Genomic DNA, 15,301 nt, shown 5'->3' on the forward strand with positions numbered 1-15,301 from the left:
AAAATGAAATTTTTTATTGACACAGCTAATTTAGAGCAAATCAAGGAAGCAAGAGACCTTGGAATTTTAGATGGTGTAACAACCAACCCTTCCCTAATGGCAAAAGAAGGTATTCAGGGAGCTGAAGCCATCAAAAACCATTATAAAACGATCTGCGAGCTTGTAGACGGAGATATTTCTGCGGAAGTTCTTTCTACAACGTATGAAGAAATGATTAAAGAAGGAGACGAATTGGCTGCTATTCACCCGAATATCGTTGTAAAAATTCCGATGATCAAAGACGGAATCAAAGCTTTAAAATATTTTTCTGACAAAGGAATCAAAACAAACTGTACATTGATCTTCTCTCCGGGGCAGGCTCTTCTGGCAGCTAAAGCAGGAGCAACTTATGTTTCTCCGTTCTTAGGAAGATTAGATGATATTTCTACAGACGGTTTGAACCTTATTCAGGAAATCAGATTGATTTTCGATAACTATATGTACGAAACTGAAATCCTGGCAGCTTCTATCCGTCACTCAATGCATATTATCGACTGTGCTAAAATCGGGGCTGATGTTATCACATCTCCACTTCCTCCGATTTTGAGCTTATTGAAGCACCCATTAACAGACAGCGGATTGGCTCAGTTTGTTGCAGATTCTCAGAAATTAGCATAATCACTGATCCTTGTTCAAACATAAAAATCCCGGAACATTGTTCCGGGATTTTACTTTATAGTGATTCTGTATATTATTCTTCCGGGATATTTTTTACTACCCTACACGGATTTCCCACGGCCACTACATTCTCAGGAATATCTTTCGTTACCACACTTCCAGCTCCAATCACAGAATTATTTCCGATAGAAACTCCTGGAAGTACAACCACATTGCCTCCCAGCCATACATTATTACCTACTTTGATAGGATGTGCATATTCCAGTCCTTCATTTCGCTGTTTCGCGTCAAGCGGATGACCTGCCGTATAAAAACTGCAATTGGGGCCTATAAACACATTATCACCAAACTCTACTTTGGCACAATCCAAAATAACCAGATTGTGATTGGCGTAGAAATTCTCTCCTACGGTTATATTATATCCGTAATCACACCAAAAGCTGGGTTCTATACAGATATTTTCTTTTATACTACCCATAATGCTTTTAAGCAATCGGAATCTGTTTTCGGAATCGGAGTTTTTGAGGGCATTATATTCCTGACACAAATCTTTGCATGCAATGCGTTCTTCTATTAATTCTTTATCGTAGTTGGCGTTGTATAAAAGTCCGGCTGCACATTTTTCCTTTTCTGTCATAAGATATAAAGTTTATTGCTTATTGCTTATTGCTTATTGCTTATTGCTTATTGCTTATTGCTTATTGCTTATTGCTTATTGCTTATTGCTTATTGAAAGATAAAAAAATATATTATAACATCATGAATTGATATTTGTCCCATTTTATTTGACTTCTTTTGTCAAACAAAAACAGGATGACACGTATGCCATCCTGCAGATATTAGAAAATATAATTTTTAATTTACCAGATCCGGTTCTATCGGATTGTTATCTTTTTTTAGGGCTTCTTTAGTATTTTTTTCTATTTCCCTAAGTACCTGATTGGGATCTGAGATTTCTTTACCGTCTCCTGTTCTCAGCTTAAAACTAAATTTCGTATTGCCATCACCATTTTTCATTAACATTTCTCTCATATTCTTTGCCGGATCATTTACATAAGCCTTCCATACTTTTTTGAACTGATCTTTAGTTACTTCCAGCTCTTTTCCGCCTATTCCCAATACTTTTACATGATCAGGCATCTGCATTTCCGAGTCAGCAGCCGGAGTATTAATCGTTTTATTACCTATCATCGTCATGATATGAGAGCCGGTGGTGTCCTCAATCTTTACGATGAGACCGGGAAGACCGTAAAAGACATAAGGCCCATCCTGAAAAGGAAGATCTGTTGCAAACCAGGCTATCCATTCCCTTCCTCCAAAGCTGGCAGTGGCTTTCTGAGCCTGATACGCTCCTATTTTTTGTTTCTCGGCCAATATTTTCCATTCCGGTTTCTGATCTTCTTTTATTTTATATTTATCTGTAGAAATGCTTCTGAAAAGATAGGTTTTGAAATCAGGATATTGTTTGGTAACTTTATAAGAGACCTGCCCGGGCTTTTCCCGTCTGTTAACACTGATATTTCCACCTCCGGCTTTTAACTGTTTTTCAAGCTCTGCCTTTCCAATAGAATCTGATACAAATTTATCGCGGCTGTAATAGCTTGATCCGTTTTTATCGATATCGAGCATCATCATTTCCGTCTTTACATCTTCCTTATTATTGGAATCCGGAATAAACTTGTATTCATAAAAAAACCTGTTGACCTGTGCACTGACAAGCCCACCCAGAAATAAAAAAAATAGAATTTTACTTTTCATAATGTATGTTTAAAAAAAGGCTTTGCCAATCTGACACTGACAAAGCCTGATGGAACTTATTTCTTTGTTTCGATTCTTACTTCCCCTTGCTTAAAATCTCCTTTTTTCTGAGTATTGACATTAACTTTCGATATATTACTTGTATCTAATGAGTTAACATCGTCCTTAGAAACTTCCCTTCCGTCAATATAATACTTATATTTTACATCATCATTACCGCTTATTTTGAAATTTTTCACTCCATTCATGGCAATATTTCCGTTGCCGTCTTTTTTGATAAAATCAGCATTCATTACAATAACATCAGGTTTACCGTCAAATTTAATAAATGCTCCGTCTCTGAAGCTGACAGATCTTTTCTCTGCTTCTGCACGGGCTTTTTCAACTTGTTTTCGGATTTTTTCCCCATCAATTCTGATTCTTTCAGCCTTCACTCTTATTCTGTCTCCTTCGGCTCTTGTTGTTTCACCTTCCACTCTGGCTTTTACAGCTTCTTTCATCGCCTCTCTGGCTTCTGCCATTGCTTTGCGTACTTCTTCTTTTTCTTTAGCGCTCAGATCTTTATAATAAACGGTGTTATTATTTTTAAAATAAACTACTTTGGGAGCTTTAGGAGCCTTTGGGGCAAGTGGAGCTTCTGGAGCTATTGGTGCCAGAGGTGCATCCGGTGCATTAGGCGGTGTGGGCGGAACGATGTCTTTTACCGCTCTTGCAGCCTCTCTTCCCGCTTTTTTAGCTGCTCTTTTTATTTTGCGAAGTTCTTTCTTATCAAGAGGATCCATATTTTCAAGCTCCTTCATCTGATTTTTCCATTCAGCAGAATTGAAATATTTATCAACTTCAACTTTGGCAGCTACCTCTCCAATCTCTGATGCCAGATTACTTATTTCTTCAATTTTATCACTGAAGGCATCACTTTCCGGATCCAATCCATCCAGCTCCTTCTCTTTTTCTTTTATCTTTTTTTCAAGATCAGTTAATTTTTTGTGTTCACCGGGTGATAAGGTTTTTAATTCCCGGATATTTCCCTGAACCGATTTTTCAGGTCTGATGGTATCTTTTTTTATTTCTGAAACTGCTTTTTTAATAGAAAGATTGGTTTCTTCGATTTCTCTGTTCTTCGCATTTACCAGATAAGCAAACGCTACGGTAAATAAAACCGGCAATGCAAGAATTCTTCGCGCATATCCGAACTTGGTTTTTGGTTTTTGTAACATTTTAAGTCTTTTTTTAAGGTTTGAACTTAGAAACGGGCTGGCAGCAGGCAACTGTGTTCCGGAAAAGTGGCTTGCTAAAAGCATCTGCGCAAATGCTTTGGTGTCCGATTGCTGTACGGCTTTTTTATCCGCCAGGTATTCGTGGATGAGATTAATTTCTTTTTTGATGATATGAAAAAACGGATTGAACCAGAACACAGAAGTAATAATCTCAATAAAGATCTTATCAAAGGAATGTTTCTGCTCAATATGTACCATTTCATGCTTTAAAATCTGTTTTCCGATATCAGAATGCAGGGTAATTGTATTCTTCCAGAACAGGTTTTTAAAATAGGAAAATGGAGCTTCATTAAGGTCTGTACGGTAAAAATTGATCCCGTCAAAGCTTTCTTTCTGAAATTGATTTTTAAACTGCTGGATTTTAAAAATCCCATACAGCAGCTTTCCTAGAAAATAGAAAGAAACCAGTCCCAGAGCTGAAAAAATAATGTTAAAATAAAGGTTACCATTGTTTATATTTTTTTCTGAATTAAAATTCTGAATCTTGTCAAGAAGCATATATATATCATTATTCACCTCTATCGTAAAATCATCTACTCTGATAAGTGGCAATAACAGGGATATCACAATTGCTGCCAGCAGATAAAATCTGTTATAATGATGGAATGTCTTGTCCTTTAAAGACAATTGATAATACAAAAATGTTACACCTGAACATAAAATAATTTTTCCAAAGTATAAAAGTATTGCTTCCATAGGTCTTAGTCTTTATTTTTGAGTTCGTCCAATAGCATCTCAAGATCTTCTACCGTCATTTCATTTTTTTCTACCAGAAATGAAACGGCACTTTTGTAAGAGCCTTTGAAATAGTTCTTTACAAGACTTTTAATGGTTTTCCCGGAATACTGTTCTTTTGAAACCAGCGGAAAATACTCATGCTGTCTTCCATGTACACGATAGTCTACAAATTCTTTATCTTTCAACACTTTTAAAATGGTAGATACCGTATTGGTATGGGGCTTGGGTTCCGGAAAAAGATCAAGAACATCCTTAAGAAATCCTTTTTCTATCTTCCATAAATACTGCATTACCTGTTCTTCTGCTTTTGTTAAAGTCTGAATTTTCATATCCTGTTCATTTATCATTTATCGTGATATAAACCTTTTGACTTCTATATCACTAAGAAATTAGTTATACAAATGTAGAAATAAAATTGAATCAAACAACTATTTTTTTAGTGATAAACACCAGTAAAACATTAAACGCTTGATAATCAATTGAATAAAAATAGTTAAAATATATTAAATTTTTAAGAGAGTGAAAATATAGCCTGCGTAATCGATAGAAAAAAAAGGATTTCAAAAATAAATTCTTAAAACTTGTTAAGTTTTATTAAATAAAATTAAAATGAATTTGTTTTAACCGGGAAATTATATTTATTTTAGTGCTTTAAAAATTTCTCATGAAAAGATATAATTTACTGATTGTACTATTACTGCTTATTTTTAATGTTACTACAGCACAAAAGAAGGGTTCTCCTGCTGCCGATCTTAGCATACTGAAAGATACAAAATCAAAAATCGAAGCTACCGTTCCATTGGTTATTCAACATCTTCAGACGATCGCTACAAAAGAAGGCGATAATAATATTGTGAATAACGGAAAGATTGCTTTGGGTAGAGAATATGGTATTGTAGAATCTGAATGGTTTTTATACAGAAACAACATGAAAAACTGTATCCTGAACAATTCATCTAAAAAAGCTAAGAAATGTATGGAATACCATAACAATATGATGAGAGGAACCATGATCAATTACAACAATTATATTACTAACCTTACAAGAAAGAATGGTTATCTTGGAGTTGAAGGAGATACAAAATTCGATTTCAAACCTGCTGATATCGCTACAAAACTAAGTGAAGCTTATTTCAATGCCAATGATGCTGCAGGCAGAATGAAAGCGGATCAGAAAAGAGACTTTCTGGGACAGACGATGTCTGATGACAACAAGCTTACTCCTTACGCTCAACTGGCTCAATAATATTTAATTATATTTTAAGAATACAAAAAGAGAATGACGATCGTCATTCTCTTTTTGTATTCAAAAGCAAAAAATCTCCGCCGGAAAAAGCAGTTTTGTGGTACTAATCATAAAACCTTGGGGAAAAAGTAGAAAATAGGCAGAGATTTTTTTGCATACGCTCTACAGATCAACTGTCCTACCCATGATCTGTAAGAGCTTTACAAAAATAGGATTATACCCTTCTGCTGGCTGAAAATACCTGTAGAATTAAACGTTCAGAACTGTAGAACTAATACTACTTGTCCTTATAGAAGTAAAAGTAGCTGAAAAAGCTGCACTATGATCAGTACTGAATAGCTTTATTCTACTTCCACCAATGGTAGTAATTATGTAGTCCGTCATATTCAAACCCGCAGCGTGGATACAGCGTGTTTCCTATATCATTTGTTTTTTCGGTTTCAAGCATCAGTCCACACGCTCCTGTTTCTTCACACCATTGTTTACTGCGGTCAATTAATGCGACAGAAAGCCCCTTCCCTCTATAATCAGGATGAACAAAAAGATCACTTAACAACCATTGTTTTTGCAATCTGGTATAATGAAATAATTTGTAAAGCTGTACGAATCCTACGGCTTTTCCGTCTGCTACAGCAAGGAAAATATCAGACTCACTGTTTAAAAACCGTTCTTTGAGAAAAGCCTTCCCTTTTTCAAGATCCGATTCCTGTCTGTAAAAAACACGATAAAGATTGAACAATTCAGCTGTTTCATCAAGATCCTCAAGACTTGCCTTTTTAATAATGTAATTCATCGTTATATCTATTTTATTAATAGGGCAAAGGTAGCCTTAAACAAGACCAGTGGTATCATCCAGAAATATATTAAATCAATAGGCCAGGTATTTTATAACTCTTTATTCATCGATAAAAATACCACATGTTTCGGATTGTATTGTTCTGAAGAACTATGGATTTTTGCAGAATAAAATCAAAACAATGAAAGATATCATTCATACAATCAAGAATATTGACTGGGAAAGCCTTACGGAAACAATGCATCAAAACGGCTATGCCATCATTGATAATCTGCTGTCAGAAAACGAATGTGAAAAACTGAAATCGGATTATGATCATTCAGCTTTTTACCGGAAAACAGTTGTCATGGCCAGACATCGTTTCGGATTGGGTGAATATAAATATTTTAACTATCCATTACCTGAAATTATTCAAACCATACGAAAAACTATTTATCCTTATCTGGCGCCTGTCGCCAATGCATGGTTTAAAGCTTTACAAATAGACACCCAATTTCCTTCAGATCATCAGGAATTCTTAGACCAATGTCATCTTAACGGGCAGCAAAAAGCGACGGCATTAATTTTAAAATATGGAAAAGGAGGATTTAATACGCTGCATCAGGATTTATATGGAGATATTTATTTTCCCATTCAGATTGTTTTAATGCTCAGCGAACCCGGCAAGGATTTTACGGGAGGCGAGTTTGTGCTTACCCAGCAGATTCCCAGAGCTCAGTCAAAGGTTATTGTTCTGCAACCCAAAAAAGGGGATGTACTTATTTTTACGACTCAGTTTAAACCAGAGAAAGGAACCAAAGGCTATTACAGGGTCAATATGAAACATGGTGTAAGTGAAGTTAAAGAAGGAAACCGCTACGCGTTAGGTATTATCTTCCATGATGCGACTGCTTAATTATTCAATAAGTAAATCATGATTCAGCACTCTCAGATCCCAACCGAAAGTCTAAGAAGTAAAATCCATCACAGAGAAATTCGTTTTGGAGGAAATAAAAAACTGAAAATCTATGGATTGCTCAGCTGCCGCTCAGGAAAGAGAATGAAAATAGGCAACAGGGTTTTCTTCACAGATGAGAAAGAAGCTTTAGAAAATGGCTATCGTCCCTGCGGGCATTGTATGAAAGAAGCTTATAAAAAATGGAAGGAAATGAATATGGACTAATTCAAATGTACACCAACATCGTTTTGTCTGCAATGACCAGAGAATAAAAACAGAATTCTATAAAATTTAAGCTGCTATAAAAAAATTTTATATTTTTCCTTATGGAAAACCGTAATCAAATTAATTAATGGTTATATAAATTTGATTATTGCGATAGTATTTAAGCAGTTATCAGAATATCATTTTTGAAACATATATTAGAAGTAGTAATGTCCTAGATTTACAAAAATGAAAACAGAAGAGAACCTTTGACAACAAAGACGCTCGGATATTCGCGACTCAATTAATTTTAAATTTTAAAACCATGAAAAAAATTATTTTAATCGCTGGAATTCTTACAGCGGGAATCATGAGTGCTGCTACAGCTCCATCTAAGAACGAAAAATCAACTACGTCTAAGATTCAAAAAGAAAACCGAATAGAAGTTTTGAAGAAAGATTCTAAAACAAAGAAGAAATATTCCAAATTTTATCCAATCTATTATACTACAAGCTGTGGTGTAGCTGCGGTAACTAATCAGTCTAACTGGAGTGAAGCACAGATAATGGCATGGACAGAAGCTCTTGAAGCAAATTACTGTAATTAATTTTTTAATTATATCTTGCACTTACAGTAATAATAACAATAAACTGTAAGTGCAGTTTTTATTTATCATAATATCATGAGTAACTCTAAGAAAATTTCTTTATTTTTTACCTTCTTTTTATTTGCATTATTTTATTCTCAAACAGAAAGAAAAGAAGCCCTTGTTGCGGACTTCACCTATTTATTAAAAGGGAAAATAAACAAATCAACCCCCAACTATATACATGAAGAGTTTTTCTCTTTACAAGTCTTGAATGACCGGGCTTTTTTTATCAGTGAAAAAGCTGTAAAATTTGATTCTGTGTTTCAAAGTGAGTTTAAAAAAGCTACCGTAAACGGATATTCAAATATAGATTTTAGGGGAAAATCTTTCCCAAAAACCAAATTCCCGTACACAATTATCCAATCTAATCAGAACATTCAATATTTTGAAAATATCGGGATGACATTACTTTCCTATAAAGAACCTATCATAAACAACTGGAAACTTATTAATGAGTCCAAAGTGATAAAATCATTTAACTGTAAAAAAGCTGAACTTAATTACAAAGGGCGAAACTGGATCGCCTGGTATTCCACCGATATTCCCCTCTCGTACGGCCCTTATAAATTTACAGGATTACCGGGATTGATTATTAAAATATCGGATCAAAATGGAGATTATGACTATGAACTTGTAAAATCTGTATCAAGCGAGAAACTGAAGGGTATGGAATTGACAGTAAGGAAAAAAAGATATGAGAATTCTACGGAAACTTCTATAGCGGGCTTACAAGAGGCGAAAAAGAATTTCATTAATAATATGATCGGATCACTTTCAAACTCGGAGACCACTATAACATCAGAGTCTATGGAAACGGTACGAAATATACAAAAACAAAAACTGCAAAATTTAACAGATGAAAATTCAATTGAACTAATTCAATAATTATGCAATATCATAATATCGGATACCATCAACAGATCTTAAAAATACTATAGAATTTACAAAGCTTAATTAATATGTTCATTTAATTAAGCTTTTTTTAGGCAGAACATATAAAAAATCGGTATAACAATAAGTCATACCGATTTTTCGTTTAGTAGCGGGAACCGGACTCGAACCGATGACCTTCGGGTTATGAGCCCGACGAGCTACCTACTGCTCCATCCCGCGGTGTATTTTTAGAGTGTTTACCGAAAACACTTACTTAGTAGCGGGAACCGGACTCGAACCGATGACCTTCGGGTTATGAGCCCGACGAGCTACCTACTGCTCCATCCCGCGGTATATTTTTAGAGTGCTTACCGAAAGCACTTGCTTAGTAGCGGGAACCGGACTCGAACCGATGACCTTCGGGTTATGAGCCCGACGAGCTACCTACTGCTCCATCCCGCGGTGTATTTTTAGAGTGTTTACCGAAAACACTTGCTTAGTAGCGGGAACCGGACTCGAACCGATGACCTTCGGGTTATGAGCCCGACGAGCTACCTACTGCTCCATCCCGCGATATTGGATTGCAAAGGTACGAATAATTTTTACAAATCCTAATTTTTCTTTTAAATAAAGGACTTTTATAAAAACTATTTTATTATTTGTATCTTTGTTTTATGGCAAAAATATTAAAAATTTACCCAGACAACCCACAGGAAAATCTTGTGAATGAGGTTATTAAAACATTAAACAATGGCGGGCTGATTATCTATCCTTCTGATACGATTTATGCTTTAGGCTGTAATATTTTTGATATAAAAGCCATGGAAAAGCTGGCTCAGCTCAAAAAAATAAAGCTTGACAAGTCTAAATTCTCAATTATCTGTAATGATCTCAGCCATCTTTCTGACTTTACAAGACCTATTGATACGTCAGTTTTCAGGTTTCTGAAAAGTCATCTTCCCGGGCCGTTTACCTTCATTCTTGAAGCCAACAAAAGTTTACCTTTAGCCTATAAAGGCCACAAAACAATTGGTATCCGTGTTCCGGATCATCCGATTCCGCAGCTTATTGTTGAAAAACTGGGCCATCCCATAGCATCCACTTCCATTAAAGATGATGATGAAATTATCGAATATTCTACCGATCCTGAACTTATTGCTGAAAAATATGATCATCTGGTAGATATCGTGATTGATTCAGGATATGGTGATAATGTAGCTTCTACTATTGTAGACCTTACTTCAGGAGAACCGGAAATCATCCGTCAGGGAAAAGGGATCATTTAATTCAAGGTTCAAAGTTTAAAGTTCAAGGTTTAGGGTACTGAATTATGAGTCTTACCGGGAAATATGCTGTAGGAATTTTACTCACTTTTGTTATTTTAGCGGCAGCGATGCTCTATTCTTTTCCTGCTGTTACCACAATAACGGGAATAAGAGGAATTACAGAAACCAATTTCTTTCTCAGCAGAATTATACTATGGATCGTTCTTATCATTGTATTTCTATACAATGTCTTTATTGAGAAAAGTGCTTTTTTTCTTAAAAAGGAGAAGAAATATTCCGCAACATTTTACATCAAAGCTGTTGTGAGCTTATATTTTATCTGTCTGATTGGCGGAGTGATTCTGAATGCAGTCGTCATGTTCGTTACACAGGAAAAAATAAGTGAGAAGCTTCTCAACCTTGTTCCCATTCTTAGAAATAATTTTTTTTTAGTTATTTTTACATGCCTTACGGCTGCTATTGTAGAGGAATTTCTGATGCGGGGCTATATCCAGCCCAGGATTGAAAAAATATATAATAACCCGACAGTTGCCATTGTTATTTCAGCTGTCTTATTTGGAATTCTGCACAGCACTTACGGTACCATAAGCCAGGTTCTTGGACCTTTTTTTATCGGAATCGTGTTTGCTGTATTTTATAAACGCTATTCAAATATTAAAATTCTGATCATCTGTCATTTTATGATTGATTTTATCGCAATGATGGTCATGAATTGTATTGATATAAAACACTTATCTGTATTTTAACATTATGAAAATTATAACATCTCCTGCCAAGTTAATGAACACGGAAAATTCAACGGATCTGTTGAAAACCACTACTCCCAAATTCATTGAAGATGCAGCATTGATACAATCTTATTTAAAAGAAAAATCACCAAAATACCTTTCCGAGCTTATGGAAATATCACCCAAGCTTGCTGATGAAAACTGGGAAAGAAATCAAAAATGGAAGTCCAAACCTACAGCAAAAGAATCTGCTCCTGCTATGTTTGCCTTTACAGGAGAGGTTTACAGAGGTCTTGATGCTAAAACACTGGATAAAAATGCTGTAGATTACCTTCAAAAAAACTACAGAATCCTTTCCGGGCTTTACGGTTTACTGAAACCATCTGATAAAGTGATGCTTTACAGGCTTGAAATGGGTCGTCCTTTTGAATTTGAGCAATACAAAAACCTATACGAATTCTGGAGAGAAAAGATTACAGAGCAGTTGAATGCTGAAATGAAAAAAGGAGAAATCCTCCTTCACCTTGCCAGCAACGAGTATGGAAAAGTAGTCGACAGAAAAAAACTGGACCACCAAGTCATTGATTTTGATTTTTATGAATTAAAAGATGGAAAACTGAAGACCATTGTTGTGTATACAAAGCATGCCAGAGGTCTTGTGGTTAGATTCTGTGCAGAAACCAACGCCAAAACACTGGAGGATGTAAAAGCATTCAACTATGAAGGATACAGAATTGATGAAGAGAAGTCTACAGATACAAAACTGGTTTTTACAAGATAAATGACAATCTCAGCATTTAAAAAATATTTCAAAACAGAACTTTCCGATCTTTATACAGACTCGGAAAGTGTGTTTTTATCGTCTTTATTCATTCAGCAGATCGTAGGTTTCGATTCATTTCAGCAAAGAAGATTTGCTGAACAGGAACTTCTGATGGATGATGAAGAAAAACTTGATCATATTGTTTCAGAACTTAAAACCGGAAGACCTTATCAGCAGATATTGGGTGAAACAGAATTTTACGGAATGAAATTCTTTGTGGATGAAAATGTTCTGATTCCCCGCCCTGAAACAGAAGAATTATTGGAAATTGCTATCAGGGAGATTAAAGGTTCAAAGTTTAAGCTTCAAGGTTTAAAGATTTTGGATATAGGTACCGGAAGCGGAGTTATTCCATTGGTTTTAAAGAAACATTTCCCGGAAGCAGAGGTTTCATCTATTGATTTTTCTGAGAAAGCTTTGAAGACAGCCCAAAGAAATGCAGAGTATCACCAATTGGAAATCCGGTTCATTCATGCCGACTATCTTAATTTTGATCTGGCTGAAAATTATGACATCATCATTTCAAATCCGCCCTATATAGGAATTGAGGAGGAGATTGAAATTGCTGATTCTGTGAAAGAATTTGAACCTAAAATGGCTCTTTTCTCCCCTACTTCAGATGCTCTGATTTTTTACAGAAAAATTGCAGAAGATGCTGAAAAGTATTTGAATGAGAACGGACTTGTATTCCTTGAAATCAATCAGAAGCTGGGGCTTGAAACACTCAGTCTTTATCAGGATTTTCCTAATGCACAACTATTGAAGGATTTATCTGAAAATGACCGGTTTATTTATGCAGGGAAATAAGTAATTTTACCTGTTTAAATACTTAACCTATGAAAACTTTACTATGGAAAATTCTCATTTGTATTTCACTGATGATGCAGCTGACATCCTGCCAGAAGCAAACTAAGGATGTTGTAAATGAATATTATAGTAAAGGAGAGTTCAATGGTTCCGTTTTGATTGTGAACAACGGCAGGATTGTTTGCGATACGGCTTTGGGTTTCCGCAACTTTGAAAAAGGGCTGAAAACAGATAAAAATACCTTATTTTACATTGCATCCCTCAGTAAACCCTTCACTGCAGCAGCTATTATCATGCTGGAGCAAAAAGGTTTATTGAAGTTTGATGATAAAGCATCCCGGTTTATAACGCTTCCTGAATATGCCAGAAACATTACAATCAGACAGCTTTTGCATCATACTTCAGGAATCAGGGATTATGAAAACCTGTTTTCTAAAAGAGGATTAACGAATCAGGAGGTAATAAACTGGCTGTTTAATCTTAAAAATCTTGATTTTGTTCCGGACAGCAAATTTAAGTACAGCAATACCGGATATATTGTTCTTTCCCTGATTATTGAAAAGGTTTCAGGTAAATCTTACAGTACATTCATCAATGAACAGATTATGACTCCATTAAAAATGAATAACACTTATGTGTATGAACCTGGGACAGTTATTCACAATAGAGCACTCGGATATAATGAACAAAAGCAGCCTGATGATTATTCAATTTTAACAACCGGTGACGGTGGAATCTACTCTACTCCTGAAGATCTCTATAAATTTGATCAGGCTTTACGAAACAATTCTTTTATTAATAAAGAAAATATCAGTATGATGTATTCTCCTTTCCAGTTATCTGACGGACAAATATCAAATTACGGCTTTGCGTGGTACATAGAGAATAAAAGCGGAGAAAAATCAGCAATGCATACAGGTGGCCTGAACGGTTTTAAAGCTTTATTCTGGAGAGATTTGCAGCATAACAGCTGTATTATTGCACTTACCAATCAGGGAGATGCATTTCTGCCACACCACTTTCTACATGACATGAAAAAAACAATACAGTAAACATGATTATTCAGCAACACGAAATCAATTCTATTAAAATTGCAGAAATTATTTCTGATGACATCATTATCCGGTCTGCACAAGATGGGTTAGATCTTATGGGAAATATCTATTATCAGGGGTTTGACAAAGTTATTCTTTACGAAAAAAATATTACTCCTGAATTCTTTGATTTAAAAACAAAAATTGCCGGAGAAATTCTACAGAAATTTTCAAACTACCGCATAGGACTGGCTATTGTTGGCGATTTCAGTAAATATGAAAGCAAAAGTATGAGGGATTTTATTTTTGAAAGTAATAAAACAAATCACATTAATTTTGTACAAACACTGGAAGATGCTTTAGCTAATTTTTCAAAATAGTCTATTTTTCAATTCTTTAGATACAAAAACGGAAAAATTTTTCTTCAATTTAAGCTGTCACTGCCTCAACATCATCTGTTTTTTTAATTTCTTACCACAATACAAAGATGTACATAATAAAAATAATCTTATTGATTGGTAAGCTTGTGTAAAAATTCAACACAAATTACATTAATCATTAAGAGAAGACTAGAATTAATTCTATAACCATAAACATCTGAACATTTCTTTGTACATTTGCAAAAAACACGAGGGAATATGAATCTTACTTATTTAAGAGCTTATACGGCTACATAATCGTTTAATTTTTCAACCACCCAGGTAGGTATAGGATATTTCTTTATGAAACATACTTACTATATCTGTTGATGAGCTTTTGAACAAAAGCTTCGTCTGGCTATTATTTGAGCAAAACAATTCATTGTATTAATGGACTTGTTGGTTATATCTATTGCCTTTAATGAAATTAAGCCTTATAAAGATTTCTTCCTGTAAAAAACAAAAAACACACAAATAAAAATTATTACGACATCATGATTAAAAAATTATTTCTACCAATCGTTTTTGCAAGTTCACTTTCTTTCGCTCAAGTAGGGATTAACACATCTACCCCAGACCAGAGTGCGATTCTGGATGTTTATAGTCAAAATAAAGGTATGCTGATACCCAGACTGACTACAGTACAAAGAGATGCTATTGCCAATCCTGCCAACTCGCTTCTTATCTACGATACAGATAAGAAATGTTTAAGTCAGAATATCGGTACTCCTCTCAAACCGGATTGGCTTTGTATCAGCAGCAATGCCGTAAAAATGTTTTATATGCCTAGTGTTTCTTTTGACACTTCCATCACAGCTACTGGCCGGACTAAAGATTTGTATACATTGTATAAAACCCAGTTTGGATCTCCAAAAGCAAAGAGTACCAGTGCTCCCGCTTCTATTCCTTTTTTCCCGTCCAGTAAAGATCTGTACTATTACGTAACCGATGCCGACCCTAATGTATTCAGTAATATTTCTATTTCTGATGACGGAGTTATGACTTATGATGTAAAAGCTGCAGCTACTGACTGTTCTTTTATCAATATTGTTTTTGTTGTTAAATAATT

At 35.0% G+C, this 15,301-nt stretch carries 18 protein-coding genes and 4 tRNA genes; 13 read left to right on the forward strand and 9 right to left on the reverse strand.

Going from position 1 to position 15,301, the window contains the following annotated elements:
• The first annotated feature begins 3 nt into the window (after nucleotides 1-3).
• Nucleotides 4-657, forward strand: a complete 654-nt coding sequence (gene fsa, locus FFS26_RS16850) for a fructose-6-phosphate aldolase (protein WP_002978975.1) — start codon at nucleotides 4-6, stop codon at nucleotides 655-657.
• 73 nt (nucleotides 658-730) lie between these two features.
• Here fsa and FFS26_RS16855 read toward each other — a convergent pair whose 3' ends face one another.
• The 4 genes from FFS26_RS16855 to FFS26_RS16870 form a co-directional block, all read right to left on the reverse strand.
• Nucleotides 731-1,294, reverse strand: a complete 564-nt coding sequence (locus FFS26_RS16855; protein ID WP_110010966.1) for a sugar O-acetyltransferase — start codon at nucleotides 1,292-1,294, stop codon at nucleotides 731-733.
• Nucleotides 1,295-1,512: 218 nt separating this feature from the next.
• Nucleotides 1,513-2,415 carry a GLPGLI family protein gene (locus FFS26_RS16860; protein ID WP_137905629.1) on the reverse strand — a complete coding sequence of 301 codons (903 nt, stop codon included), beginning with the start codon at nucleotides 2,413-2,415 and terminating at the stop codon, nucleotides 1,513-1,515.
• A 56-nt stretch (nucleotides 2,416-2,471) separates the two neighbouring features.
• Nucleotides 2,472-4,388, reverse strand: coding sequence for a M56 family metallopeptidase (locus FFS26_RS16865; RefSeq protein ID WP_137905630.1), 1,917 nt, complete (start codon nucleotides 4,386-4,388; stop codon nucleotides 2,472-2,474).
• Between the two features lie 5 nt (nucleotides 4,389-4,393).
• A complete protein-coding gene (locus FFS26_RS16870; RefSeq protein WP_110011010.1) occupies nucleotides 4,394-4,759 on the reverse strand; it encodes a BlaI/MecI/CopY family transcriptional regulator in 366 nt (121 codons plus the stop codon).
• A 335-nt stretch (nucleotides 4,760-5,094) separates the two neighbouring features.
• Between FFS26_RS16870 and FFS26_RS16875 the strand changes: the two genes are divergently transcribed.
• The gene (locus FFS26_RS16875; protein WP_110010969.1) at nucleotides 5,095-5,676 is read left to right on the forward strand and encodes a hypothetical protein; all 582 of its coding nucleotides are present in this window, start codon (nucleotides 5,095-5,097) and stop codon (nucleotides 5,674-5,676) included.
• Between the two features lie 346 nt (nucleotides 5,677-6,022).
• Here FFS26_RS16875 and FFS26_RS16880 read toward each other — a convergent pair whose 3' ends face one another.
• Nucleotides 6,023-6,469 carry a GNAT family N-acetyltransferase gene (locus FFS26_RS16880; RefSeq protein ID WP_110010970.1) on the reverse strand — a complete coding sequence of 149 codons (447 nt, stop codon included), beginning with the start codon at nucleotides 6,467-6,469 and terminating at the stop codon, nucleotides 6,023-6,025.
• 184 nt (nucleotides 6,470-6,653) lie between these two features.
• Here FFS26_RS16880 and FFS26_RS16885 point away from each other — a divergent pair, with 184 nt between their 5' ends.
• The 4 genes from FFS26_RS16885 (at nucleotide 6,654) to FFS26_RS16900 (ending at nucleotide 9,147) form a co-directional block, all read left to right on the forward strand.
• Complete coding sequence (locus FFS26_RS16885) at nucleotides 6,654-7,367, forward strand: 2OG-Fe(II) oxygenase (protein WP_137905631.1); 714 nt, start codon at nucleotides 6,654-6,656, stop codon at nucleotides 7,365-7,367.
• A gap of 18 nt (nucleotides 7,368-7,385) precedes the next feature.
• A complete protein-coding gene (locus FFS26_RS16890) occupies nucleotides 7,386-7,634 on the forward strand; it encodes an Ada metal-binding domain-containing protein (RefSeq protein ID WP_110010972.1) in 249 nt (82 codons plus the stop codon).
• A gap of 304 nt (nucleotides 7,635-7,938) precedes the next feature.
• A complete protein-coding gene (locus FFS26_RS16895) occupies nucleotides 7,939-8,220 on the forward strand; it encodes a hypothetical protein (RefSeq protein ID WP_110010973.1) in 282 nt (93 codons plus the stop codon).
• A gap of 75 nt (nucleotides 8,221-8,295) precedes the next feature.
• Nucleotides 8,296-9,147 (forward strand): GLPGLI family protein, encoded by an 852-nt coding sequence (locus FFS26_RS16900; protein ID WP_110010974.1) that lies wholly within the window; start codon nucleotides 8,296-8,298, stop codon nucleotides 9,145-9,147.
• A gap of 155 nt (nucleotides 9,148-9,302) precedes the next feature.
• Here FFS26_RS16900 and FFS26_RS16905 read toward each other — a convergent pair.
• From FFS26_RS16905 to FFS26_RS16920, 4 genes are all read right to left on the reverse strand, one after another.
• A tRNA-Met gene (locus FFS26_RS16905) sits at nucleotides 9,303-9,375 on the reverse strand.
• 38 nt (nucleotides 9,376-9,413) lie between these two features.
• A tRNA-Met gene (locus FFS26_RS16910) sits at nucleotides 9,414-9,486 on the reverse strand.
• Between the two features lie 38 nt (nucleotides 9,487-9,524).
• Nucleotides 9,525-9,597, reverse strand: a tRNA-Met gene (locus FFS26_RS16915).
• A 38-nt stretch (nucleotides 9,598-9,635) separates the two neighbouring features.
• A tRNA-Met gene (locus FFS26_RS16920) sits at nucleotides 9,636-9,708 on the reverse strand.
• A gap of 101 nt (nucleotides 9,709-9,809) precedes the next feature.
• On the opposite strand from FFS26_RS16920, the gene FFS26_RS16925 reads away from it, so the two are divergent.
• From FFS26_RS16925 to FFS26_RS16955, 7 genes are all read left to right on the forward strand, one after another.
• Nucleotides 9,810-10,421: an L-threonylcarbamoyladenylate synthase gene (locus FFS26_RS16925; protein ID WP_110010975.1), complete on the forward strand. Its 612-nt coding sequence runs from the start codon at nucleotides 9,810-9,812 to the stop codon at nucleotides 10,419-10,421.
• A gap of 44 nt (nucleotides 10,422-10,465) precedes the next feature.
• Nucleotides 10,466-11,167: a CPBP family intramembrane glutamic endopeptidase gene (locus FFS26_RS16930; protein ID WP_110010976.1), complete on the forward strand. Its 702-nt coding sequence runs from the start codon at nucleotides 10,466-10,468 to the stop codon at nucleotides 11,165-11,167.
• Nucleotides 11,168-11,171: 4 nt separating this feature from the next.
• Complete coding sequence (gene yaaA / locus FFS26_RS16935) at nucleotides 11,172-11,930, forward strand: peroxide stress protein YaaA (protein WP_110010977.1); 759 nt, start codon at nucleotides 11,172-11,174, stop codon at nucleotides 11,928-11,930.
• On the forward strand, nucleotides 11,931-12,779 hold the full coding sequence (prmC, locus tag FFS26_RS16940) for a peptide chain release factor N(5)-glutamine methyltransferase (protein WP_137905632.1): 849 nt from the start codon (nucleotides 11,931-11,933) through the stop codon (nucleotides 12,777-12,779).
• A 29-nt stretch (nucleotides 12,780-12,808) separates the two neighbouring features.
• Nucleotides 12,809-13,831, forward strand: a complete 1,023-nt coding sequence (locus tag FFS26_RS16945; RefSeq protein ID WP_137905633.1) for a serine hydrolase domain-containing protein — start codon at nucleotides 12,809-12,811, stop codon at nucleotides 13,829-13,831.
• A gap of 2 nt (nucleotides 13,832-13,833) precedes the next feature.
• Entirely contained in the window at nucleotides 13,834-14,193 is a 360-nt protein-coding gene (locus FFS26_RS16950) for a DUF4180 domain-containing protein (RefSeq protein ID WP_110010980.1), read from the forward strand.
• Between the two features lie 533 nt (nucleotides 14,194-14,726).
• Nucleotides 14,727-15,299: a hypothetical protein gene (locus tag FFS26_RS16955; protein WP_110010981.1), complete on the forward strand. Its 573-nt coding sequence runs from the start codon at nucleotides 14,727-14,729 to the stop codon at nucleotides 15,297-15,299.
• Nucleotides 15,300-15,301 lie beyond the last annotated feature (2 nt).

The sequence above is a fragment of the Chryseobacterium sp. 2VB genome (assembly GCF_005503635.1).
Lineage (GTDB): Bacteria > Bacteroidota > Bacteroidia > Flavobacteriales > Weeksellaceae > Chryseobacterium > Chryseobacterium cupriresistens.